This is a genomic window from Pseudoalteromonas umbrosa, from assembly GCF_030125375.1.
GTDB lineage: Bacteria > Pseudomonadota > Gammaproteobacteria > Enterobacterales > Alteromonadaceae > Pseudoalteromonas > Pseudoalteromonas umbrosa.
This window is the reverse complement of the sequence record NZ_JASJUU010000002.1, coordinates 68010-93663: the sequence shown is the minus strand read 5'-3', so window position 1 is coordinate 93663 and position 25654 is coordinate 68010. Positions and strand designations below refer to the sequence as shown.

Below are 25654 nucleotides of genomic sequence, written 5' to 3'. Positions count from 1 at the left end.
TTTTTTGTGTATAAATTTTTTCTTAAACGATAAGCCCAAATGAAAAATTGGACTTATCGTATATTTAAGTCAGTCTACTTATACTCTAAACTGAGATACAGATTGACGTAACTCTTCTGCTAGTTTTGCCACTTCTGAACTAGAAGTCGAGGTTTGATTTGCCCCTTCAGCTGTTTGCTCAGCAATGGTTACTATTGACTCAAGGCGTTCGCTGATTTCTTGAGATACCTGCTGCTGTTCGTTTGCCGCAGTTGCGATTTCTTCACTCACGTCATGTGCTCTTGAGACTGCATCAGTGATAGAGTTTAGCGCTTCATTAGCAATATCGCTTTGTGCCACGCATGACTCTGCTTGCTGCTGTCCTTTTGACATTGCAGTAACAGCTTCTTCAGCCCCAGCTTGCAACGATTCAATCATTGATTGGATCTCTTGAGTAGATTCTTGAGTTTTACTTGCCAAAGAACGTACTTCGTCTGCAACAACTGCAAAGCCACGGCCTTGCTCACCTGCACGAGCAGCCTCAATCGCAGCATTGAGCGCGAGTAAGTTAGTTTGCTCGGCGATACCGCGAATTACATCCAAGATCCCACCAATAGCAGAACTATCGTGGTGGAGCTTATTGATGACTGTAGAGACTTCTTCTACTTCATGAGCCAGCTGCTCGATGGTTCTTTTGTTGTCATGTGAGATTCCCTTAACACGCTCTGCTTCTTGATCTGCGTTTTTAATTTCATCAAGGGCTTGGTGGGCACTGTTACTGACCCCATGTGCTGTACTGCTCATTTCTGTTGTCGCAGTTGCAGCTTGTTCAACCTGTGATTGCTGGCTTTTAATTGCGTGACTAGACTCAGATGTAATTGCTGATGTTTGCTCTGAGGCTGCGGCTAATTGTGTTGAACGGGAAACAATACCCGTGATCAATTCTTTTAAACTGGCGATAAGCGTATTACAGCTTTGTGCTAGTTCTCCAAATTCATCTTTTGCAGAGGCATCAAGCGAGTGGGTCATATCTCCTCTTGCTACGATATCCAGCACACGATTTACTTCAGCGAGAGGTTTTGTGATGCGGCTGACTGTGAAGTAAGCAATACCAATTGCTAAAAGGGTAGCTGCAATCATGCCTGTCCAAGTCGCAATGTTGGCCGATGACACATCTTCAGTCACTTCGCTTTGGATCTCAAAGGCTAACTGTTTAGCTTGTGCTACAAGCTCACCGAGTTGCGCGAGTGCCGTTTCAGTTGCCTGCTCGGCGCTATTTAGCTCATTTTGTGTATTAATACGGGCTGTGATTAAGCTTTGGCGATTGTTTGCAATACTGTCACTACCTTGAAGTTGCTCTTTAAGCGCTTCATAGTAGGAATCTAGGTCATTGAGCAAGTCTTCATCTAGCTGAGCAACGGTCGAGCGCATTAGCTCAATGTTACGATCAATATCTTCAAATACATAGCTTTGCTCTTTTTTGACGATATCCAACGTGCTTGACTCATTGATAGTGAGTATATCAGCGCTACTGGTAGCCAATGAACTAAATGAGTTTTCCAATTTATTGGCGGCTTGATATGCACGTGAATTTAGTGACTCGAAGCCGTCCAAGTCTAAGATATCAACCACAACAGTAGCGGCATCGTCAGCGGCAATTTCTGCTTCTTCTAGTTGCGCTATTAACTGTTTATTTAATCTCATTTCTAGTGATTTGTCGGCAAACAGGGATGTAACTGACTTTGAGAAAGTCCCGAAGCTTGTGGCGACGTCTTGACTGCTGCTTGAGAGTGTTGGGTCGTCTTGGACGATTTGATTCAAAGCTGAATAACTTTGCTCAAAGGTTTTTTGACGTGTATTAAAAGCAGATTTTAAACTGCTTAATTCGTCACTAGATTGCGTGTAAAAACTGGCTTGGGCTATTTTACTCATTTGAGTAAACTCAATTTGTAAAGCTGCGCTCCTATCTAGCGCGGGAAGTGACAGATTGTTGACCAGCTGAGTTGAACTATCGATATTTGCGATCCTGAGCAGCGAGTTCACTCCGATGGACAATAAAAGCAGGGTAATTATTATAAAGCCACCCCAAATACGTTGGCTAACGGTTAAATTCATACAAAGATACCATCAAGTTAAAGCAGTACAACCACTTATCGGATTTATTGCGCATTAGTTAAGTATTTTATAGCAGATGTGAATATAAAATTCAGTAAAAACGGATAGGTTTTGATTAATTGCTGGTAATTTGTTCGTTTGTAGACAAATTAAGCAAAGTCATTGGACCACCCCAGACGCATCCTGTGTCTAATGCAATGATTTGATCTAGGCAAGTTTTACCCTCTAATGCAGCCCAGTGACCAAAAATGAAACGTGTTTGACTCGTTTTAAAGCGTGGATGTGTAAACCATGGTTTTAATTGCTCACCTTCTTTGAGTGTGCCTTTATTATCGAAATTAAGCAGCCAATTAGGTGTTAAAAAACGCATTCTAGTGAATACATTGACTATGGTGTTGAATTTTATTTGCGGGTCATCATCGGGTAAATCAATACTTGGATTTTTACCATACATTCCCGCAAGAAATTGCGCTGATGCTGAACCCTGATAACAAGACTGTCCCCATTTTGACAACTTAACTGCTTGCTCGATATTCCAATGAGGATGTATTCCTGCATGTGAAATAAAGCAGTCGAACTCAGGTAAATAGGTACATAATGGTTGCGACTGCAAAAAAGTTAAATACTTTGTCAGTGAGGTACTCGAAATTAATGCGTCTAGATTATCTTTGGGATTTGCTTGTTTGTCGTTAAGTACTGTCGACATTAAATGTAGGTCATGGTTACCTAGTGTAACAGTGACCGAGTCTTGTAATGAATATACGTGCTGCATACAAGCTAGGGAATCAGGTCCTCGAGCGACGAGATCCCCCACAAGATACAAATGGTCTTTACTAGGGTTGAAATCTACAAGTGCTAAAAGCTGCTTAAATTGCGAGTAGCACCCTTGTAAATCACCAATTGCGTAAGTAGCCATTGTCAGTGCAATATATCTGGACGGTTAAGTCTAAATACTTTAATTGGGGCTTTGAATTCAGAGCCGAATTCATTGCGCATTAAGTAGTAGCCCTCCATGGTACCTACGGGAGTATCTAAAACGGCACCACTGGTATATTGGTAGCTTTCTCCTGGGCGAATAGTAGGTTGCTCACCAACAACACCTTCTCCTTCAACCTCTGTCTCTTTGCCATTTGCATCAGTGATTAGCCAATAGCGACTTTCAAGCTTTGCGCTACAGAGACTATGGTTTTTAATGGTGATGGTATAAGCAAAAACGTACTTGTCTTTTTCTGGCTGAGACTGAGCTTCTACATAAAATGTCTCAACAGAGACTTTTATAGGTGTACCTATTTCACTGTTTATTGTCATAGATCCAGTTTGCAATTTCGATAAATTGAGAAAGAGAGATATTTTCCGCTCGAAGTGACGGGTCTATCCCTAGCTGAGTAATTTCTTCTACTGTTAGTAAATTTGAAAGACTATTTCGCAGAGTCTTACGTCTTTGGTTAAATGCCTCAAGACAAACGGTATTGAGTATTTTGGTGCTTTTTGCACTGCGTTGAGAAGCTTCTTTAGGGATCAGTCTAACCACTGCAGAGTCCACTTTTGGCGCAGGCTTGAAGCATGTCGGTGGCACTTCAATGACTGGCATAGCATGGCAGTAATATTGTGTCATCACACTTAATCGACCATAAGCTTTTGAGCCTGGTCCTGCGACCATTCTATTCACAACCTCTTTTTGCAGCATAAAGTGCATGTGTTCGACATGGTCTGCAAACTCAAAAAGGTGGAATAATAGAGGTGTGGAAACGTTATATGGTAAGTTACCAAATATCTTTAATTTTGCTGTTTCACTGACGAGACTTGAAAAGTCAAACTTCATTGCATCGCCTTGATGAACATTGAGTTTACTACCCATAGTTGGGTGAGCAATTAGACGCTCTGCAAGATCTCTATCTAGCTCAACAACTGTCAACTTACCGCTGAGCTCAACAACTGGCTCGGTGATTGCGCCAAGACCTGGGCCAATCTCAACTAAGTTATCATCTGGTGTTGGATCTATAGCCGTGACTATCTTATCGATGATATTGTCATCATTTAAAAAGTTTTGGCCGAATCTTTTACGGGCGCGGTGCCCTAAATGTACTTTATCTGTCATGAATTCTGTATTTTCTTGCTTGCAAGCTTAATTGCTTCGTGAATTGCCAGTTCAAAACTACCAACCTCAACATCTCCGGATGCTGCTAGGTCAAGGGCTGTGCCATGATCAACTGAAGTTCTGATAAAAGGCAAACCTAAAGTAATATTAACTGAGTTACCAAATCCTTTATATTTTAACACAGGTAATCCTTGATCGTGATACATCGCCAGTACAGCATCTGCATTATCAAGATACTTTGCTTGAAATAGCGTGTCAGCTGGAAGTGGACCAATGAAGTTTTTGCCTTCGTTATTAAGTCTTTCAAGTACTGGTGATATGGTATCGATTTCTTCATTACCTAAATGCCCGCCTTCTCCTGCGTGTGGGTTTAATCCACATACAAGTATTCGGGGGTCTTGCACACCAAACTTCGTTTGCAAGTCATGGTACAAGATATTAGCAACTTTAGTTAGACGTTCTTGTGTAATAGCTTTTGAAACATAGGCCAAAGGGATGTGTGTGGTAGCTAGTGCTACTCGCAACCCCGTTGTTGCGAGCATCATGACAACATCAGGGGTATTTGACTGGTGAGCAAAATATTCTGTATGGCCACTAAACGAGATACCTGCTCGATTAATGATGCCTTTATGGACAGGACCTGTTACAACAGCGTCAAAGGTACCATCCATATTCTTTTCTGAGGCGATACGCAGAGTATCTAAAACATACTGTCCATTTTGTTCATCTAGTTGCCCTGGTATGACATCGCAACCTTTATCTACTTGAAGATAATACAGCTGCTTTGCTGCAGCAGGCTTGACTGGTTCTTGAGGATCAAATGCAAGCAACTCAATATCTAAACCAAGTTCACCAGCTCTTTGTTCTAATATAGTTCTATCAACAACTGCAACAAGCTGGGCTGGCCAGCTTTGTTGCGCTAATTTGATCACCAAGTCAGGGCCAATTCCAGCTGGCTCACCAGGTGTAATTGCTATTCTCAAGCTCATATGTGCTCTTCTTATTTGCTATCAAGAACTTCAACGTGAGCTTGCTCTCGCATTTCTCTCATCCATTTGAAGCTTTCTTCTTTGAATTTTCTTCTGAATAATAGCTGGTGAGCACGATTCATTTTCGCTTGCTCAGTTTTATCAGCTACTCGTTTGTCTAGAAGTTCTACAATATGCCAGCCAAATGTACTGCGAAATGGCTCACTTATCTCATTTTGCTCAAGGCCTAGTAGAGTGTCTCTGAAAGCAGGTACGTAAGTTGATGGATCTGTCCAATCGTATTCACCGCCTTTTAATGCAGAACCAGGATCTTCTGAGTGCTCTTTCGCAAGTTCCGCAAAATCAGCTTTACCAGCTCTTAAATCTGCTACAAAACCAGCAAGCATGTCGCGTGCTTTCTCTTCACTTAAAATGATTGATGGCTTTAATAAGATATGTCGAGAACGTACTTCAACCGTCTCTACAACTTCTCGACCACGTACATCTTGCACCTTTACAATGTGGAAACCAGCACCAGAGCGAAGAGGGCCTATTAGTTCATCCTTTTTCTTGCCTTTGATGGCCTCAGCAAATAAGGTTGGCATTTCATTTATGCCCATCCAACCTAGTTGACCACCATCTAATGCATTTGCACCACCCGATGAAGCGATTGCGATACGTTTAAATTCTTTACCTTCATTTAAGAATTTAATGACGTTATCGGCGCGCTTTCTAGCATCTTCTATTTCTTCAGGGTTTGCTTTACCATCGACCTTAATGAGAATGTGACCGATATTATACTCTTCAGTTTGGCCGCTTTGTTGCTCTAAGATTTTATTTAAATTATCAATCTCTTGTGGGCTAATATACACTCTTCTATCAACTGCACTGCGTTTAACTTGGCTTATTGTGATTTCTTTTCTTATCTCTTCTCGATAAGCTTGGAAGCTTTCTCCCGCTGATTCTACTGAACGACGCAGATCGCGGATAGTGCCGCCTTGTTCTTTGGCAATATTAGATAAAGTTTGATCCAAGTGTGCATCAGAAATGATCAAGCCCATGCGATTTGCAAGTTGCAAAATAAGGGTTTCATCAATGAGCTTATCAGTTGCTTGAATACGCAAAACTTTATCTGATGGTAATTCAGTGCCTTGCTGACTTGCTTGCTCTTTGACTCGGTTTACAACTTGATCCACTTCGCTTTGAAGTACAACACCGTCATTGACTGTAGCGACGACTTTGTCAATTTGTATACGCTCGGCAAGTGCTGGCTGACATAGCGCAACACTTAATACGGGAATGAGTAACAGCTTTTTGAAATTCATAAGAGTCTTTGTTGTTAATTATTTAAAAAATAGGGTCTACGATAACCGAAGATACCTTGTTTCAGTAAATGGCTCGCATCGTATCTCGACTTACTTCCCAACCCTTTGAGCACAAAATTAAAGTTTATGCTGGAGTCGAAAATGGGGTCTTGAAAATTAGTGGATTGATTCAAATCAGTTTCAATCGTTCTGTTTCCTGTAATTTGAATAGCCCAACAGCAAGATTCATACTGTAGACCTGCAAATACTTCTACGCTTCGTTTACTTGTTAAGTCACGATGATAGCTTGCGACAACTTGCCAGTTATCATCAATTGGCAAACTGGTAAATATACCGACCTGATCAATCTCATTACCTGAGACATTGTTAACGTAGTGATGGTTCAACTGTACCAGCTTTTTATTATTACCACGATAATCAATTGTCATATGTGAGCGGATCAAATCTTTTTCATCGGCGTCATACTGTATTCCTCCAGAGAAATACCACCTTGGGTGCCAGTGTATTTTCGTTTCTGCCGCGAATAATGCATTATAATTGTTATCGCCAAAACGGCTATTAAGTTTATTTTCAGTTGGTTTTACAGAATCACTTAAGTAAATTATCTGGCCGACACTTAAGCTAAAACGTTCAATATTTTTATCGTCTAATAATCGAGTGGTAGCACCTAATGTAACTTGATTCGCTTCAGAAATGTAATCTACACCAGAAAAACGCCTTTCTCTAAATAAACCAAAAAAATCATCTTGCATTTTGACGGTATCATAAGAGCCGATTTTGCTTTGATCTTTCTTAGGTGTGTATAAGTATTGGATCTGTGGTTCTAATGTTTGTGTACCATCTTCTAACAGGAAGTGCATACTGCGCTCTAAATTTAGTTGGCCATGGAGCCTGACCTGAGGCAATGTACGAGATGTTGAATCTTTATATTCACTTTCATTAAAGTGGCCGTTTTGCTCATAATGAGTATGTAATAACGCCAATTTTGAATCGAATGACCATGCATAGTCACTGAGGTTGTAAGTCACACTTGGCTCTAGGTGCACACGTGTTGCATCGGTAATTGTTGCATCACTATTTTTAAAGTGACTCATTTGTCCTGTAAACTGCCAATCTAGACCAAGATATTCTTCAGGGGTACGGTTTTTAATCGTGATCTCAGGAAATGCAGAATAGGACTCAGCATGATTACCCAATACTTCAAAGTTTTGTAGTTGAAGATCGACAAGCCAATCTTCACCAAGATAACTCAATTGCCCTTTTCTGGCTAATTGTGTGTCTGTTTGATTTGCGTAGCTAGAACCAAGGTCTGTTAAGTAATTATCATCGCTGACATTAGTTACATCAATATTGGCACGCCAGAAATCATTAAAATAACTTTTTTGTTGCCAATGTACTAAATACCGCTCATCTAGATTTGGTTCTGATTTATCATTGCTGAGTATTTCTGTTGCGATCGTACCACTATGTTGCTCGGTCAAATATCTAAATTCTGCTTGTAACTGCAACCCTTTATTTGACATGTACCTTGGTGTGAGTAGCGCATCAAAGTTCTCTGCCAAATTAAAATAATAAGGGGTGACTATCTCTACGCCATAGCGATTTGAGCTTGATAAAGTTGGCGTTAAGAGCCCTGACTTTCTTTTATCATCGATGGGAAATGTAAAATAGGGGACATAAACAACAGGGGTGTTTAGTATTTTTAATACGGTGTTATACGTTTCCCCCCATCCTTTTTCTTTGTTGAGTGTGATTGTACTTGCTTCAATTTGCCAAAATGGTGACTGGCCTGGACACGTCGTAAAGCTTGAGTTGAATAAATCAACTTGAGTGTTAGTTGCGCGCAATTTCTCGGCTTTCCCTTTACCCTGCTGCTGGGTCAACTGGTATTGTGCGCCAAGCAAACTAAATTCACTTCTGTTGAGATCTGCGTACATACCAGTGCTATTGACCATTGTATAGTCATCTTGAAATAACAATGGTCCTGATGCGTTGAGCAGACCTTCGCGTTTGTCGATCAATGCACTTTTTGCTGTGACGGTCATTGTGTTTGTGTTGACCGCGACATCACCGGAAAACTCAGCACTGTCTGTGCCCTGCAGTTCAACTTTATTTGCTTGAATATCGATGGTGTCAGGCACTATGCCTGGCAGAGGTTGCCAGTCTTTAGGTTGCAAATAGTCTTTACAGAGTCCGCCAACAGTGTTCGAATTAGCTAAGACCTGTGTACTTATAAGGGGTAGGACTAAAATGCCCCAATTTTTGCTCATTTATCGACCTTGTCTACCTTGCACCACGATTCAGCCAGACATGATAAATGAAAACAGTGTTAAATACAGTAATTAAGATCAGTAATTGGTGAAAATATGGCAAGTTTTACTCCTTCGGGCAGATTAAAAAGAGAACATCACAGACAACAGTTTATTGAAACTCAAATTACACGGCTATTAGAGGGGGCTGGTGGGTTTGATATTACCGCCATCACAGGTGATGCGAGCTTTAGACTGTACTTCCGTGTCCAAGCAGCTCACGCTAAATTTATTTTGATGGATGTTCCACCTGAAAAAGGCACGATCTCTGAATTTGTGCATTTAAATGACGTGTTCTCTGAAGGGGGTCTTTTAGTACCTGAAGTGCTCGCTTTTGATAACGAACTAGGGTTTGTTTTGCTTGAAGACCTGGGAGCAACTCACCTTGCTGATCTAGTTGAATCGGAGCATAGAGAAGCGCATTACCTCACACTATTATCTTGGTTGCCTAAGATAGCCAAATTGCCTGCTTCTGAATGGATGAGAGAATATGATTTGGCATTTATCTTACAAGAAATGGATATTTTTAGATCTTGGTTATTAGAGAAATGGCTGGATTATTCTTTTGATGAAGAAGAGGTGGCTAGGTGGCAGCATTTAACGCAGAGTCTAGCGGGCTGTATGTTGACTCAACCACAAGTTGTTATGCATCGCGATTTCCACAGTAGAAATGTCATGTTTCAACAGGAAAAGGGGCGCTTAATTGATTATCAAGATGCGGTCGTGGGCCCTATATGCTATGACGCAGTATCTCTGCTCAAAGACTGTTATGTAAAGTTACCAGCAGATGAATTGGAAAGATTAAAAAAAATAAGTTATCAGCAATTGTCGGATAATGGGCTCCTTGAAGGCATTAATTATGATCAATATATCGATTATTTTAATCTTACTGGACTTCAAAGGCACTTAAAGGCTGCGGGTATTTTTGTTCGATTATATCTACGTGATGGTAAGCCAGGATACTTGCCAAATATTTTACCTACCCTCGATTATATCGTAGAGGCAGCCAATGCATATACTGATTATCAATGGCTTGCAACTTGGCTTCAATCCGAGATAATGCCTATGGTACAAGATAAACTAGCAGAGTCTTTATGAAAGCAATGATCCTAGCTGCTGGACGAGGCCAGCGTATGATGCCATTGACCGCAGAAATGCCTAAACCTATGTTAGCGGTGGCAGGCAAACCTTTGATCGCCTACCACCTTGAGCGATTAAAGCGTGCTGGTATTGACCAGATCGTCATCAATTTAGCTTGGCAAGGAGAAAAAATCGCACAGCATTTTGGCGATGGTAGTCATTTAGGTATGCAGATTGAGTATAGTCATGAACCTGAAGGCGGTCTTGAAACGGCTGGTGGTATTGCAATGGCGCTATCTAAATTGTGTGAAGATGATGATGTTTTTGTGGTTATTAATGGTGATATATTTACTGACTATGATGTACATGCTTTGACACAATTACAACTGAAGTCCGGCGAAGCACATATTGTACTGGTAGAAAACCCAGTACATCATCCTGATGGCGATTTTCGTTTGACGCACCAACCACTCAATGAGCAGACCTATACTTTTTCTGGTATTGGTCTATACCACAAAGACTTTTTCAAAGATGTGATGATTTCAAAAAAGCCGCTTGGCCCGATGTTACGAGCAGCGATAGATGAGCATATGTTATCTAGTGAGCTGTTTTTGGGTCAGTGGCATGATATAGGCACGCCAGAGCGACTTAGTGAAATTAACATTAAGATGGAGTCGTGTAATGTGGGGTAAGTTGCTTGGTGCTGGGTTTGGCTTCTTATTTGGTAAATGGTTAGGTGCGATTTTAGGCTGTTACTTGGGTCATTTGTTTGATAAAAGCTTAAAACAAGACTTCGACAAAGCTGGCGGTTTTCAAGGTTTCTTTAGTGGTGATGACCTAAATGAACGTCAAGCGCTGTTTTTTTCTAGCTGTTTTGCCGTGATGGGACATATTGCGAAATCAAACGGTAGAGTGAGTGAAGTACATATCCAAGCTGCATCCGCATTTATGGATGAAATGGCTTTGCATGGTGATGATAGAAGGGAAGCACAAAGTGCTTTTAATGCAGGTAAGCAGGCCGATTTTTCTATTAAGGAGTCAGTACATGATTTCAAAGAAGCTTTTGCTAGACGATACGATTTATTGCAATTGTTCTTAGAGATTCAAATACAAATGGCTTTTTCTGATGGTCATCTGTCAGCAAAAGAGTTGGAGCTTTTAAAGTTAGTCAGTAAATACTTAGGTATTGGTGGGAAGCATTTTAACTTTGTCTTAAAACGTTATCAGGCAGAGTTTAAATTTCGTCAACAGCGAGCTCAATGGCAGTCGCAACAGAGTAACCGTCAGTCAAATCAATCGGAGAATAGGGGATATAAACAGTCTTACCAAAATAAAGTTGCTCCTGAGCCTGAGGTTTCTCGAATTCACGCGTTGGCTGTGCTTGGACTAGAACAAGGAGCTAGCGAGAAAGAGATAAAACGTGCATATCGAAAGTTGATGGCACAGCACCACCCCGACAAGTTAGTTTCTCAAGGCTTGCCAGAACATATGATGGAAGTTGCAAAAGCAAAATCACAAAGTATACAGGCTGCTTATGAGGCATTAAAAAAGTAGTCTTGTTATAATTGTCGTAAGAAGCCTGCTAATTCCTTTTGCAATCTGTAATGTTGGTTTGTTTGTGTATTTTGACCAAACAATTGCCTTTGACGGTAATCGTATTTGCTGTTTCTTTTTGCCCAGCGGCGTCTATCTTTCACTGAATGTAGCACCGCAGGGTTATCATAAGAATAAAACACGTCCAATAATGCAGGGCTTACTAAAGAGAGGCTGGCTGCAAGATGTTTGTTTCTATTGGGATGTGCCAATTGAGCACTGACGGCAATCAAAGCATCGACTCGGATCTGTGGCAAAGTTGCTAGGTACTCTGCAAAAAGGCCTGCACTGTTACCAAAGGCTAAGACCGCAATATGTTCACCTTCTCGAAGTGCTAATGTCTTGTAAAGCGCATCGAAGCGCGCTACCAACTCTGTCTTATAGTCATTGAGCGCCGATTCACTTACAAATGAAATCACATTTTGCTGACTTGATTTTGATTGTCTCTGCTCGGTATCGATGATGCCATCTTGTATCATATTTGCATTAATATTCAGATCCGGAGAAGGGATGACATATGTGTCATAACCATCATCATTGAGCGCTTCTCTTAAATAGCTCAATCCATTGCCTTGCAGCGGGGATTGCTCAATACCTGGGAGCATAACGATGATACCGCGCTTACTGCCACTCATATACTCAGAAAACAAAACAGGGATCTCTCGTTCGTCATCTTTGATAGTTATAAACGAGTCATTAGATAACCAGTAGCCCAAATCTGATTCAATCATCTCTGCTTTGGGTTGAGGTGCAATATGTTCAGCAGCTTCACTGAAACTGTTAAATGCAAACATGACACTAAAGTAAAGTGTCAAACATAACCTAGTCTGTCTTCTCATGGTGCAAGCGAATAAATATCTAATGATTAGTTTAAGTATCGACTAAAAGCCATTGAGCTTTAGTATTTTAATTTGGGAATTTGATACAATAGACAAATATGCAGTAATGGAAATAAGAGGACGTCTAAATATGGCAGACAGTAAGCGCGATTACATTTGGTTGTTTTTTAAAGGAGCAGGCATGGGGGCTGCCGACCTTGTCCCCGGTGTATCTGGTGGGACAGTGGCGTTTATTACAGGCATATATGCTCGCCTATTAGCAGCCATTAAAAGCGTGGATGTTACAGTATTCAAAATGGTTTTAAAGGGCCAAATTAAGGAAGCATGGTCACATATCGATGGTAACTTTCTGCTTGCGGTATTCGGTGGGCTATTTACAAGTGCCTTAGCTTTATCAAAAATCATTGCTTATTTATTAGAGCATCACCAAACTTTTGTTTGGTCGTTCTTTTTTGGATTGATCATTGCTTCATTTGTTTATATCGCTAAGCAAGTTAAACGTTGGCAGTTACAGCATATTATCAGTTGCTCACTGGGTGTGATCATTGCGGTAATGATAACATCGCTAAGTCCTGCAGAAGCACAAGCACAGCCATGGTTCTATTTTGCTGCGGGAAGCATCGCTATTTGCGCTATGATACTACCTGGTATTTCAGGTAGCTTTATTTTGTTACTACTGGGTATGTACGGGCATGTATTAACTGCGGTCAATGAACGCGAGTTTATGCTCGTTGGTTTGTTTTTGCTGGGATGTGTATGTGGCCTAATGGTGTTTTCAAGATTCTTATCTTGGCTATTAGCAAGGTTTGAACAGGTAACTTTTGCATTACTGGCAGGCTTTTTAATTGGCTCACTTAATATGCTTTGGCCATGGAAAAAAGTGGTTTCTACTTATGTTAATTCAAGTGGAGTAGAGAAACCATTGATGCAAAAAAATATCTCGCCTATTGAGTTCTCTCAGTTGACTGGCCAAGACGCGCAATTAGGTATTTGTATCGCACTCGCTGTATTTGGGCTTTGTTTAATACTTGCTCTAGATAAACTTAGCCATCAGGATTAGAGCTAACTCAGTCATCAGCACGTTGCGCATCATGCCCAAGTGTAACGTGCTACTTTCCACAACCCCTTTGTTTTCTCCTTTGATACTTATTCTGCAGCATGCAATAAAACGTAAGGTAACAATATAATCACATTTGTGTCTTATCATGAAATATAAGATAAAACACCATGCTTTAACCTGTATTTTCGTAAACTAGCTGTAAAATTAGACTAGAGTACAATGTCGCAAGTGTAAAAAGTGTGTTACTTTCTGGCGAAGATGTACTCACTTAACAAGGAAACACCTTGAAATGAAACTTGTAGGGATCAGTTGCCTGCTATTGTTCTGTTTGCTGGGGATCAACTTTCCAGCGTTTGCTTCTACCGCTCAACTCGACTTAACTGCCAATACACTTGGGTTCGTATGTATCGCTATTTTTGTGGTTGCATACACATTGGTGATGCTTGAAGAAAAGCTACATATGCGCAAATCTAAGCCGGTTTTAGTTGCTGCCGGTCTAATTTGGATTTTAATAGGTGCATTTTATATTGAGCAAGGTATGCCGGATGCGACCGAGCATGCATTTCGTCATAATTTACTCGAGTTTGCAGAGCTGATGCTTTTCTTACTGGTTGCGATGACCTATATCAATGCGCTTGAAGAGCGTAGGTTGTTTGATGCTCTTCGTGCTTGGATGGTGAGAAAAGAGTTTAATTATAAGACGCTATTTTGGTTGACAGGATTTCTATCATTTTTTATCTCTCCGATTGCAGATAACTTAACGACAGCACTGCTTATGTGTGCTGTGGTGATGAAAGTTGCTGAGGGCGATAAAAAGTTCATTAATTTGAGCTGTATAAACATTGTTGTCGCTGCAAATGCAGGTGGTGCGTTTAGCCCATTTGGGGATATCACTACGTTAATGGTATGGCAAGCAGGGATGGTGAAGTTTAATGAGTTTTTTGTCTTACTCGTTCCATCAATAGCTAACTATGTGGTGCCAGCTGCAATTATGAGCTTTTTTGTTGCTGACAAGAAGCCTACTGCAAGTTGTGAAAGTGTCGAACTTAAACGTGGTGCGCTGCGTATTCTTACACTCTTCTTACTCACTGTTGCTACGGCGGTAATGTGTCATAGTTTACTGCATTTACCTCCAGTGCTTGGCATGATGATGGGGTTGGGGTATCTGCAATTTTTTGGTTATTTTTTGAGAGTAACATTGCCGGGATCACTGGCTCGTAAAATGGCAATGGCAGAGCGTGAAGGTGACAAAGAGCGTTTGAAAAAGCTAGGTAGTGTTGTGCCTTTTGATGTCTTTAGTAAAGTATCAAGAGCAGAGTGGGACACCTTATTGTTTTTTTATGGCATCGTTATGTGTGTGGGGGGACTCGGCTTTTTAGGGTATCTCAATCTGATGTCTCATGTTTTGTACGGTGGTTGGTCTACAACTGGAGCTAATATATTTTTGGGCGTTATTTCAGCAGTCATTGATAATATTCCTGTTATGTTCGCTGTATTGTCAATGCAACCCGAAATGTCGCATGGACAATGGCTATTGATCACTTTGACCGCTGGTGTAGGAGGGAGTTTACTTTCTATTGGATCCGCAGCTGGAGTTGCCTTAATGGGCCAAGCAAGAGGTAATTACACTTTCTTTGGCCACTTAAAATGGACTCCAGTCATCGCGCTAGGTTATGCGGCGAGTATTGCAGTACATCTTTGGTTAAATGCTGACTTATTCGCTATTTATGGCTAGTTTATGTCTATTTAGTTGTTTAGTTTAGACATATGGTGGTAGGCCGAGTGCAAAGCTTGGTCTACTGGCTTGTTTTGTTCTGTTGCTCTGATAATACAGTGCCGCGAAATTTGACCATTGACTTTACCTACCATCATTCCTGTACTATTTTTGGCTGCGCTAACAGCTTCAATACCTAGCTCTGTTGCTAAGATCCGATCCTCAGGGCAGGGGCTTCCGCCGCGCTGTATATAACCCAATACACATACAGCGCTTTCAATGCCTGCTGTGTCTTTTAAGGTTTGTTGCAGTCCATGGGGCCCTTTTGGCCAAAGGTTTTCAGCTAAGACAATCACAAAGCCTGTATGCTGCTCTAATAGTTGCGATTGTATCTGAGTAATCAGGTGAGATTTAGCTTGCTCTAAACTATTAAGATTGCAGTTTTCAAATGAAAGAATTGCTTCAGCACCAGCTGCAAGGCCAACATTAAATGCAATATGGCCACTTCGACGACCCATTACTTCGACAATAAAAACCCGTTCAAATGCATTGGCTGTGTCACGAATATTATCTATGGCTTGTGTTGCTGTATTAACTGCACTGGCAAAACCAATAGTTTTGTCTGTGCAAGCGATATCATTATCTATGGTCGCAGGTACACCAATAAGGTTGCCAGACCAGTCGCTCTGTAATGCCATCATGCCTCTAAACGAACCATCGCCGCCGATGACGATGAGTGCATCAATCTGATGTTTTGTGAGTGTATTGGCAACTTGTTTTACCCCTTCATCCTGATGCATCTCTTTACAGCGAGCACTTTTTAAAATGGTGCCACCACGCTGGATAATGGGAGAAACTAGCTCGGGTGTTAAAAAAATGAATTCATCATTTATAAGGCCATTATAGCCATGATAGAAACCAAGACATTCGATATGTTGCTCATGACATGACAATACAATAGCGCGAATTGCTGCATTCATGCCAGGTGCATCGCCGCCACTGGTAATAATTGCTATGCGTTTCATTAATTTCCTCAATAAAAAAGGAGCATGCAAATTTTAGCCTAGACAGCGATGCTTAAATGTCAAAATTGTTTATTGGCTGGATAACGACCAAATTGACACACTTCCTGAAATCTCATTACCTACAATTAGCAAAGCTTCCCCCGTTGGGCTTTGTTCTTGATCAATGAATACCATTCCTTCTGGGGCGAGGTCTCCACTTATTTGCGCGCCAGCTTCTAGGCCCCTGTTAATCATATAGGTGTTCATGATGACATTGAATGGATTGCTGACGTCGTAGACTAAGATACCACCCATCCTTTCTAAACCAATAAATGCATAGGTACGCTCATTGATTTGGCCGATTGTAAGTGCTTCCGGTTCAGCCCCTTTAGCATCTGAGCGCGTATCTCCTTTATTTTCATCCTCATCATTATTAAACGCATCGCCATGAATGGCTGCTGTGATTTTCCCAATGTCATCGCCAGAGTCATATACTCTGTGGCCATGATGATCCCAAATTGAAAATGAGCGAGCTCCATAGGTGTAAAGTGCTTCATATTGGTTGTCGTTGTCTGAATCTCCCAATACGGTAGTTACTTTTAGTCTGCCGATATCTTGATCGTCATTGTTTAAGTAATCGAAGTTAGTGTGAAGTGCTAGGTCCTCTGCTCTGATTTCATCGGTATATGCAAGACAGCCATCATCATTGTCGAACTTCAGTCCACCATCCGCTAAGCAACTTGCCTCGTCAGGAGACTCAAAAAAGTACTCCCTACCATCGCCTTCGTTAGCAGAAATGATGAAGTTTGCACCTTGCCACTGATAGGCTGCAATCGTGTCGGGTTGATACATGCCATATAACCCTGGGTAAGCGGCAAAGTTAATGGCGTTATCTTTATCTGATGCATCAAGCGTCGATTTCCCCCAGTCTTTAAATCCAAGACCGTGTATCGATAAGCTATTATCAACTAGGTCAACTTTGGCGATAGCATTATTTTCTTGCAGTGAAATATAGGCATAACGGCTATCTTTACTGATTGTGACGTATTCAGGCTCCAGGTCCATTGATACACTCGTATTGATGGCATTACCTTTTATTGTGCGTCCAGTTGGATTTGCAAATATAACGCCTTGTGTTTTTAGTGCTGTTAACTGGCTATCAAATTGATTGAAGTTTAAAATATTTGCAGTATCAGATACTTCACCGCTATTGATGTCAATGATAGCGATACTACCTTCTGGGTCGATACTATAATCCCCTTTGGGCTCACCCTCATTTGCGACCACGACTTTTTGACCATCAGGACTAAATGTAACCATATCTGGTAGATCCCCAACCGTCACTGACTTTATAAACTTAGGTTTGTCAGCTATATCGAAAAAAACGATTTTACCTGATTGACCGATATCTTTGGCTACTGCGACAGCGAGTAAATTATTATGGATAGCTAGACTGTTGGCATCGCCAGTTTCAAATTCACTTAAGTTGATACGTGCGCTGCTTTGTAAGTTTGTATTGGTTACCACACCAGCTGAATCTTTTGTCAGTGTTTGTGGGTCCATGTTTGCGATATCGATTATCTCAATTGTAGCTGGTGAGGTAGAGCTATTGAGAGCGAAGACTCTCAGGCTTTGAGCGTGATACGCAACTATTTCTGCGGCACCTTCAGGGCTTTCAGCGTTGAGCACTGCTCGGCCAACAAGTTTAGGTGTAAGCTGCTGGAATGAGTCTAAGCCTGATGCACCATCTGTACCAGAGTCCCCTTTATCTCCTTTGTCACCAGTGCTACCAGTTTCTCCAATCTGACCATTGCTTCCATCTTTGCCATCGACGCCATGTCTGCCATCTTCACCATCAAAGGTACAGCCTGCAAGTAGAGCTGAAATGAGTAATGGAAGTGCAAGTTGCTTCATTTTTATCTATTCCTAAAATATTATTGAATTTAGGAACATAATTAAGCACAAATAATTTACAGATAAGTGACAGGCGGGTGTTTACACAAAAAATACATACTTGAATGGAAAGTAAATTAAGATTAAATGGCCCTCGCACTCAGTGCGAGGGAGGCCAATTAATTACCACCGGCGGTGATACGGTTCAACTCTTCACGTTGTGCTGTAGGTAGATTGTCTACAACAATGTTGTATGAGTCATCAATTAACTTTTTTAACTCGTCTTCTGGAATGCTGCCGTCAAGCACGATGGTATTCCAAAGGCGTTTGTTCATATGGTACCCAGGTACAACTGACGAATATTTGTCACGCAGTAACAAAGCTTCATCAGGATCGCACTTTAAGTTTAGCCACCAAACTGGCTCACCATTTTCGTTAGTTTGACCCTCTTTACCTTCATAAAGTGTTGCAAACATTTTGTGTTGCACTTTATACACATCTACTTCTTGTGCAAATGGCTTGGTAATAAAGGTCCCAGGCTTAGCCTGTAAATAATTATGTACACTCTTCTGATCCATAGCCCGTGTCCTTGAAAAACTATATTAATTAAAACAACATGGGGCTAATTTTAGCAGCTATTGAGAAAATTCTGTAATGAGTAAGACTTCTTATGCAAAATGTCATGAAATAACAAACATAGTTGACAAATCTAGCCCGAGTACTATCCATCTAATTACATAAATCAAATTCACAATCCATTGAAATTTATTAAATTAGAAAAGATAAGTTCGAAAAATATGTCTAATAGCCTTTTCTCATCATTAAATCATCTCAAGTAGGCATTAAATGCTCAACTTTTAGGTAGCTGCAAACTACACCATGACCAATTGATCTAACAAGTACTACCTGAACTACTTAATACTAACTTTAGTCTAGTATTCGTAAATACACTATTACGATTTACCAAACTTGGGATTACATGAGCAGAGTAGTGAATTCGTTTCACTATTATTACCGCCGTTTGCAGCAAAAAAGTATCTAATCGCATTTTTTTATAATGCAATAAAGCGGTAATTAATGAATTAACTCCAATAATAAGCTGTTTATTAAAGAGTTTTTCATTTTTTAAGTCATGCTATCCCAGTTTTAGCACTAAATATTTGGTGATAACTTGTTTCTTCAAGGCTGGTATTAAATTAAATAATGCAATATTTTGCAACAATTTTATGTTTTTGATTGGTTTTTATCCGTAAAATGCTGGGTTTGAGTGATTTTTATACTTTTTTTGTGACATAATAATGGCACATATATTTTTGATAGCGAGTAATCGGGATAAGGTTGAAACAGCAGAGAATTGAATGGTTTAAAAAGGTTTAGTATTAATTAACGAGTTGTAAGCTTGGTTTTACTTTGTTCTCTGATTGCAAGAAACGCTCAAACTCTTCTTTAGAAAGGGGTTTAGAATAATAGTAACCTTGAATTGTTTGACACTCTAGTTGTTTTAAGAGGGTAAGTTGATCTTCTTCTTCGACTCCTTCGGCGACGACATGTAAATCTAAATTGTGTGCAATAGTAACGATTGAGTCCACCATATTTCTCCCACGTTCACTGCCCATATCATCGATAAATGCCTTATCAACTTTTAGTGTATTAAGTGGAAATTGTTTTAAATAGGCTAATGAGGAATACCCTGTTCCGAAGTCATCCATTGCAAGGTGTATACCTCGTGAACTTAGCGACCTCATAATTGAAATTGCTTCTTGGGGATCGTCCATAACCGTGCCTTCAGTAATTTCAAGCTCAAGAAAATATGAAGGAAGTTGATTTTTTTGCAAGATAATATCAATACGGGCTGTTAAATCAGGTAAGCTGAATTGTTTTGCAGATAAGTTCACAGCGACTCGACCATTGAAAAGTCCTTTGTCGACCCAATGTTTTACATCCTTACATGCTTTATCTAACACCACTTCGCCAATTTCAATAATTTGTCCCGTTTCTTCTGCGATCGGTATGAATACACCTGGACTAATAATTCCTTTCTTTGGCGTGATAAAACGGACAAGTGCCTCCATCCCGACAAGCTTTCCGGTTCTTATATCCATTTTGGGCTGATAATAAACTATAAAATGGTCTTCTTTTAAACCAAAGCGCATCAAGTTCTCAATTTGCAAACGCTTGACGGCCTGTTCATTCATCGAGTCGTTAAAAAATAAATAATGATTACCTTTTTGCTTTGCGTGATACATAGCTGTATCTGCGTTCTTCAAAAGAATTTCAGGCGTTTTACCATCTTCCGGAAAGAGTACAATACCGACTGATGAAGTAATTACTAGTTCATGGTTGGCCATTTTAAAAGGAGTTGCGATGGCTGCGAGAAATTGCTTAGCAACTTTTGTAATTGTATGGATATCGTTTGTGCCAGACATAACTAGTGCAAACTCATCACCGCCTAAACGATAAAAAGTATCTTGCTGTCGACAGAGCTTTATCAATCTCATGGAAAGTTTTGAAAGCAAGCTATCACCTAACTGGTGGCCTAGCGAGTCGTTTATTTTTTTAAAGTTGTCTAGATCAAAAACCAGAAGCGCATGATGGGTGCCTTGCTGAGAGAGCTTCTTTAAATTGGTAAAAAATAAATTTCGATTAGGTAGTCCGGTTATCCTATCTCTATTTGAAAGGTTATGAAGTTGCGACTCTGCTTTTTTTCTTTCAGTTAGGTCTGAGAAGACAACTACATAATTAGTTACGTGTCCATGACTGTTCTTAATCTCATCAATGGTCACTTCAATAGGTAACATACTGCCTTTGTGATCATAAATTTTGAGCTCTTCTTGCCAGTGCTCCGTTTCCTTTAAAGCAGACTTTATTTGCCTAATAAAACGACTATCATACCCCGGAAGTTGAAACTCTGAATCGATATATTGTGTCCTTTTTCCGCCAAAAACCCTCAGATAGCTCGGGTTAAGATCGACTAGTTTGAAGTTGTGATCATAAATAGCAATGGCATCTGTTAGGGACTCTACACATTTTGCAAATAAATTAAGCCTTTCCTCAGTACTTTTGAGGTGGTTTATATCCCTTACTGTTCCAGTCATTCTCAGTGGGTTCAGATTATCGTCTTTACTAATCACTTTTCCTTTATCTAGTACCCAATGGTATTGATTTAGGTTGTCCCTTAAACGATAAGAAGCCTCAAAGAAGGCTGTTTTTTCTGCAAAATGCAGTTTTAGTTGTTTTTCAACGAGTGGAATATCTTGTGGATGTATTCGTTTAGCATTAGGAATAAAGTGATTACTTTTTTCTTCGTTTAATGCGTATTTATCATTAATACGGATAATGTCGCCGGATTGAATGTTCCAATCCCACAGGGTATCACCACTACCTTCGACGGTACTTTTTAGCCATTTTTCAGACATACGAAGGTTGTCTAGTTTGCGCATCGCGCTTCGGTTTAGCAAAAGTGTTATGAAAAACGGAGCTAAACAGACAGCAGCCACCACCAAAAAAGATAGAGGAGTGTTTAAAAGGGGCTCTAAAAGTGCAGATGCGTGTACGGGGGTACTCAAAGCAAAAATATAAATAAGAGCCAATAAAATTCTTATATTGTTTTTATATACCATAGTGTACAAGATTAATACATTCACCGTTAATCTAATCGAAACAGCCAGCCTGAGTCAAAGCATAATTGATGAAATATGGAAAGACTCGCGGTGGATGGTCAATTTATGGCTGATCACTGTGATATTTGCATTCTTCAGTACCAACTCAAAGCTAGTTAATGGTTAACGTAATACTTGGAAACTCTCTTTTAGTGATTTGATAAATAAAGCACTTCAATTCTTTAAATGTCAGCTTGTTGAGCGCTTCCAATAATTTAGCTTGCATTGAAAATGTATGATCATCGTTCCCGATTGCTACCCAAAAACGTTGTGAACGTAAACGCAAATTTTTATCTTTCTCTGCTATTTGTGACTTAAGGCTAGATTTGACATCTAACCAGTGTGCGCCATCTAATGTGTCTATATTGGCAACGAATTCTTCTAAAAATAGCTGATGGTATTTGATTAAATCTTCGCTATGGTAATTGGGAGATTGAACGTAAAAAGCGATACCGGCTCGAGTGTTAAAAGGTGCGTAGCCAGCGCCTACAAGATAGCCTAGTTGTTGTTCTGTTCTAAGCTTTTCAAAATAATGCTGACTAACCAGCTGGTTGAAAGCCATTATCTTAATTTTATCTTGGACATTAGAGGTGGGTGCTTGAATATAATGCACAAAGGCATGCTCATTGTGCGAATTTTCAAGGTGTTCAACGTGCCGTTGTTTAATTGTTTTAAGTGGCTTCTTTAGATCTTCTAATATTTCGCTTTTCGCAAAGCTACAGAGTAACTGCTGTTCAGTTGCATATGCATGTTGGGCCTGCCAATTACCATGTAAAAATGCTTTAGCATGAATAGAGGTGAAAAATGAATCTCTAAATGCATTAAATTCGTTGAAGCATACATTTTTTAGTGCGATCGCTAACTCGTTTGGAGTTGGATTCCAAGGCATGAGCTTTGCACCTAATATACTGAATAGCTCACTCACTGGCTTGTTTTTGTTGTGGTTTTGCCAGTGTCGGATCAGCTGCTTTTTATACTCAGCAAACCTTGCAGCGCTTATTGGTTGTTTTTGTAGTGCTTCAACAAGTTGAGAAACAAGTTTGAGTTGGGACGCTGAGAGCCCAGCTGTGTGAAGTGTAAGCCCTCCTTGATGTGATGTTAAGTGGTAACTTAACCCCGCTAGCTCTGCAGAATAAAATTGCTCGGCAACACTATCCATAAATAAATCTGCAAATAACCTTGTTAGCGCCATTGAGGTATGATCTAAGATAGAGGCTTCAGAATCTATTTCTAGATAAAAGTGCCCCTTGGTTACCCTAAATGTTGCGTCCTGTTTAAACCAAAAAGCGAAACCAGGTCGCTCTTGCAGTCGAGTTGGAGCATGTGTTGTAGACTCGATATCAAATAGCGTATTTTCTTCACTAAGGTAGGGGTTTACATTTGGAAGTCGCATTTCTGTCAAAGGTTCATTTATTCGCGCAAGTGCATCTAACCATTGCTGATTTATTTTTACGACTTGATACGGAGTATTATACCATTGTGCAGTTTTGTTTATTGCATCAGCTTCATCTGTTGCGGTTGGGTGAATAAGCACAAGACGCATATTGTTAGGTGCTAAATAGCTCATTAATTCTGCATGTAGGGTCTGGTTAAAGTGCTCCATGCAATAGTCACCATAGAGGGTATACTCTTCACTATAGTGGTGCATGTTTACGCTGACATTACTGACCCAGTCTATAAGCTTATTGACTTCTTGGTTGTCAAAAGCCAATTCCATTAGTCGTTTTTTATCGGCATAAAGTGCTGGCAGCGTGTGATGCTTTGCGTTTATGAGACTGATATATTCAAATAACATTTCAACGATGTCTTCGTAAAATTCAATACCTAAATCTGTAAGTGCAAAGCTGATGTTGAAATCTTTAAAATTACTTCCATTTACACCACCCCCAGCAGAAAGGGCGTTAATCCAGCCATTTTTTTTCAGGATTGCGTAAAGCGACCCTTCACCCTCATACCCTAATAAATGCGCAAGGAAGCTGAGGCTTTTATATCGGTATAACTCCTCTATATTTGGCATAGCAAAGCTGACGATCAATTTTTGTAAATGCTTTCTTGGTTTTATATGCAGTTTTAACCCAAGATCTTGTGGTCGATAAAAGGGCACTTCAATCTCTGGTTTTGGTAAATTGGCGTCACCATTAATAGCGGCAAAGTTTTCATGTATCTGTTGTTCAAGCTCGTTTGTTGGTTGCGGCCCAGCAACAACGAGTGTCATCCACTGTGCTTGGTAATGTTGTTTGAAAAATTGAATTACTTCATTTCGAATGTCACCGTGTTTATCACCCAAAGTATCATGGTTACCGACGGAGAATTTGGTGAATGGATGAGCAGGGTTGGCTGTTTCTTTATGCGCCTGAATAATGCGGCGGTTATCGTCTTTTACTTTAAGGTTAAATTCAGCATCAATCGCATTTCGCTCATCAAGTAGTGCGCTTTGTTCAAAGCTTGGTGCTATAAAAAAATCAGCAAACCGCGGGATTAACATATCAAGTTTATCAGCTAAACAATCAAAAAAGTAACAGGTATGCTCTGTACCAGTCCATGCATTGCTATTTCCACCATGTTGACTGACAATTTGAGCAAATTCTCCTTTGATTGGGTATTGCTCTGTACCCAAAAACAGCATATGCTCAATGAAGTGAGCCATGCCTTGGCGCCCAACAGGGTCGTCAAAGTGACCGACATTTATTGTTAAAGAGACTGCGGACTTTTCACTGCTAGTGTCTGATATAAGTAAGACCTTAAGACCATTGTCCAGTGTAATGTGCTTATATTGTTTATTATCATTGTTGCTTAATTTCAAGTTAACGCCGCCGATATAATAAGTGAGACAGTCTAAAAGCAGTAAACCGCTTACTAGTTTTAAGTAATTTGTTTTAATATAGCGGACATACAGCTAGGTTTACTACTGAATAGAGATAAAAAACCAATACTTTTCGGAGAGCTATGAAAACAATATTGATAATGCGTCATGGTGAAGCCGGTCCAATGCAGGCAAATGATGCCACGCGTTTATTGACTGAACGCGGTCAAATAGAGGCATTAGATATGGGGCAGTGGTTATCTATCACCCATAAACCTAGTGCATTGCTTGTCAGTCCATATTTGCGTGCACAACAAACCGCAGATGCTGTAAAGCAAAATAATGAGTTTTCTTATCAAGAAATATGTTCCGACATTATTCCTAGCGGAAGTGCTTCCTTTGCCATCGATTATTTAGAAACGCTCATTAGTATGCATGACGAAATAGACACGTGGTTAGTGATAGCTCATATGCCGATAGTAAGTTATATGATCGATCAGCTAGTACCGGGGGAAATGCCTATATTTCCAACTGCTGGCGTTGCAGTCATTGAATATTGTCCAACAACACATAAATCAAATTACAAAGGCCTGCAAGCTCCTCGCATTTAATGTCAGGCAAACTCGTATTTGAGGCAGAGTAATCATTTCCTCCATAATTTAGCTTTTCTCTGATTGAAAGGGTTTAATTTATTTTAGCCTTGTTGTGGAACCTTTCCTAAATATCGCGTTCAAAGCTCATATCTGTCGTTATCTGCTTAATGAGGTCTAATGTCCTCTTATCTATTTGAGCAGTTAGCTATTATTGTCACGCTTTCATGACACCGGTTACCATTTGGGCGATGGTAATCTGTGTAACTTATTATTTATTTCGTTTCTTTTAGCAAAGTTAATTTTTTTGCGAACTTTGCGTCATCAACGAAATATTGATTTTATGTATATTAATTGGGTAAAAAATATTTTCTTGAACATAGTATTGATGAGTTTATAAGGACAAATGTCCGCTTTTTGTAGCTAAAAGTTGTAAAGTTTTACCTAACGTCGTCGAACGTTGTAAAAATGTGTGTAATTTATGTGTTTATTAGAAGCATTTTAAAAATATGCTGCTATAATTACGCCCGTTGCGTTCAGCCTCGTTTAACCGTTTTGCACTCTCGAGATCGAGGTCCGCGTTGTTTGTCATCAACGCGCAAAATTGAACGCCATAGCCAATGTG

Annotated in this window: 19 protein-coding genes; 6 read left to right on the top strand and 13 right to left on the bottom strand. The window is 40.1% G+C overall.

Annotated features, from left to right (window positions below):
- Positions 1-78: 78 nt before the first annotated feature.
- From QNM16_RS07595 to lptD, 7 genes are all read right to left on the bottom strand, one after another.
- Positions 79-2094 carry a methyl-accepting chemotaxis protein gene (locus QNM16_RS07595; protein WP_284019955.1) on the bottom strand — a complete coding sequence of 672 codons (2016 nt, stop codon included), beginning with the start codon at positions 2092-2094 and terminating at the stop codon, positions 79-81.
- 115 nt (positions 2095-2209) lie between these two features.
- Positions 2210-3010 carry a symmetrical bis(5'-nucleosyl)-tetraphosphatase gene (locus QNM16_RS07590; protein WP_284019954.1) on the bottom strand — a complete coding sequence of 267 codons (801 nt, stop codon included), beginning with the start codon at positions 3008-3010 and terminating at the stop codon, positions 2210-2212.
- Between the two features lie 2 nt (positions 3011-3012).
- Positions 3013-3402: a Co2+/Mg2+ efflux protein ApaG gene (gene apaG, locus QNM16_RS07585; protein ID WP_284019953.1), complete on the bottom strand. Its 390-nt coding sequence runs from the start codon at positions 3400-3402 to the stop codon at positions 3013-3015.
- The gene (gene rsmA / locus QNM16_RS07580; RefSeq protein ID WP_284019952.1) at positions 3386-4192 is read right to left on the bottom strand and encodes a 16S rRNA (adenine(1518)-N(6)/adenine(1519)-N(6))-dimethyltransferase RsmA; all 807 of its coding nucleotides are present in this window, start codon (positions 4190-4192) and stop codon (positions 3386-3388) included. Before rsmA ends, apaG begins: the two co-directional genes overlap by 17 nt.
- Positions 4189-5181, bottom strand: a complete 993-nt coding sequence (pdxA, locus tag QNM16_RS07575; protein ID WP_284019951.1) for a 4-hydroxythreonine-4-phosphate dehydrogenase PdxA — start codon at positions 5179-5181, stop codon at positions 4189-4191. The genes rsmA and pdxA overlap by 4 nt, the downstream gene beginning before the upstream one ends.
- 11 nt (positions 5182-5192) lie before the next feature.
- Positions 5193-6485, bottom strand: coding sequence for a peptidylprolyl isomerase SurA (gene surA, locus QNM16_RS07570; protein WP_284019950.1), 1293 nt, complete (start codon positions 6483-6485; stop codon positions 5193-5195).
- Between the two features lie 14 nt (positions 6486-6499).
- Positions 6500-8755, bottom strand: a complete 2256-nt coding sequence (lptD, locus tag QNM16_RS07565) for an LPS assembly protein LptD (RefSeq protein ID WP_284019949.1) — start codon at positions 8753-8755, stop codon at positions 6500-6502.
- A 96-nt stretch (positions 8756-8851) separates the two neighbouring features.
- Here lptD and QNM16_RS07560 point away from each other — a divergent pair, with 96 nt between their 5' ends.
- From QNM16_RS07560 to djlA, 3 genes are read left to right on the top strand one after another with little or no spacing between them, the layout of a single operon-like run.
- Positions 8852-9892 (top strand): aminoglycoside phosphotransferase family protein, encoded by a 1041-nt coding sequence (locus QNM16_RS07560; protein WP_284019948.1) that lies wholly within the window; start codon positions 8852-8854, stop codon positions 9890-9892.
- Positions 9889-10566 (top strand): N-acetylmuramate alpha-1-phosphate uridylyltransferase MurU, encoded by a 678-nt coding sequence (gene murU, locus QNM16_RS07555; protein ID WP_284019947.1) that lies wholly within the window; start codon positions 9889-9891, stop codon positions 10564-10566. The genes QNM16_RS07560 and murU overlap by 4 nt, the downstream gene beginning before the upstream one ends.
- Positions 10556-11428: a co-chaperone DjlA gene (djlA, locus tag QNM16_RS07550; protein ID WP_284019946.1), complete on the top strand. Its 873-nt coding sequence runs from the start codon at positions 10556-10558 to the stop codon at positions 11426-11428. Before murU ends, djlA begins: the two co-directional genes overlap by 11 nt.
- Before the next feature lie 5 nt (positions 11429-11433).
- Here the strand turns inward: djlA and QNM16_RS07545 are convergent, their stop codons facing one another.
- The gene (locus QNM16_RS07545; RefSeq protein ID WP_284019945.1) at positions 11434-12282 is read right to left on the bottom strand and encodes a DUF3530 family protein; all 849 of its coding nucleotides are present in this window, start codon (positions 12280-12282) and stop codon (positions 11434-11436) included.
- Between the two features lie 154 nt (positions 12283-12436).
- On the opposite strand from QNM16_RS07545, the gene QNM16_RS07540 reads away from it, so the two are divergent.
- A complete protein-coding gene (locus QNM16_RS07540) occupies positions 12437-13366 on the top strand; it encodes a DUF368 domain-containing protein (RefSeq protein WP_284019944.1) in 930 nt (309 codons plus the stop codon).
- A gap of 289 nt (positions 13367-13655) precedes the next feature.
- Positions 13656-15101: a sodium:proton antiporter NhaD gene (gene nhaD, locus QNM16_RS07535; protein WP_284019943.1), complete on the top strand. Its 1446-nt coding sequence runs from the start codon at positions 13656-13658 to the stop codon at positions 15099-15101.
- A gap of 11 nt (positions 15102-15112) precedes the next feature.
- Here nhaD and QNM16_RS07530 read toward each other — a convergent pair whose 3' ends face one another.
- From QNM16_RS07530 to QNM16_RS07510, 5 genes are all read right to left on the bottom strand, one after another.
- Entirely contained in the window at positions 15113-16105 is a 993-nt protein-coding gene (locus QNM16_RS07530; RefSeq protein ID WP_284019942.1) for a 6-phosphofructokinase, read from the bottom strand.
- 69 nt (positions 16106-16174) lie between these two features.
- Positions 16175-17998 (bottom strand): choice-of-anchor I family protein, encoded by a 1824-nt coding sequence (locus QNM16_RS07525; RefSeq protein WP_284019941.1) that lies wholly within the window; start codon positions 17996-17998, stop codon positions 16175-16177.
- A gap of 158 nt (positions 17999-18156) precedes the next feature.
- Positions 18157-18555: an MmcQ/YjbR family DNA-binding protein gene (locus tag QNM16_RS07520; RefSeq protein WP_284019940.1), complete on the bottom strand. Its 399-nt coding sequence runs from the start codon at positions 18553-18555 to the stop codon at positions 18157-18159.
- Between the two features lie 801 nt (positions 18556-19356).
- Positions 19357-21597, bottom strand: a complete 2241-nt coding sequence (locus QNM16_RS07515) for a bifunctional diguanylate cyclase/phosphodiesterase (RefSeq protein ID WP_284020364.1) — start codon at positions 21595-21597, stop codon at positions 19357-19359.
- A gap of 151 nt (positions 21598-21748) precedes the next feature.
- Complete coding sequence (locus tag QNM16_RS07510; RefSeq protein ID WP_284019939.1) at positions 21749-24439, bottom strand: insulinase family protein; 2691 nt, start codon at positions 24437-24439, stop codon at positions 21749-21751.
- A 143-nt stretch (positions 24440-24582) separates the two neighbouring features.
- Here QNM16_RS07510 and sixA point away from each other — a divergent pair, with 143 nt between their 5' ends.
- A complete protein-coding gene (gene sixA, locus QNM16_RS07505; RefSeq protein ID WP_284019938.1) occupies positions 24583-25050 on the top strand; it encodes a phosphohistidine phosphatase SixA in 468 nt (155 codons plus the stop codon).
- Positions 25051-25654: the final 604 nt, after the last annotated feature.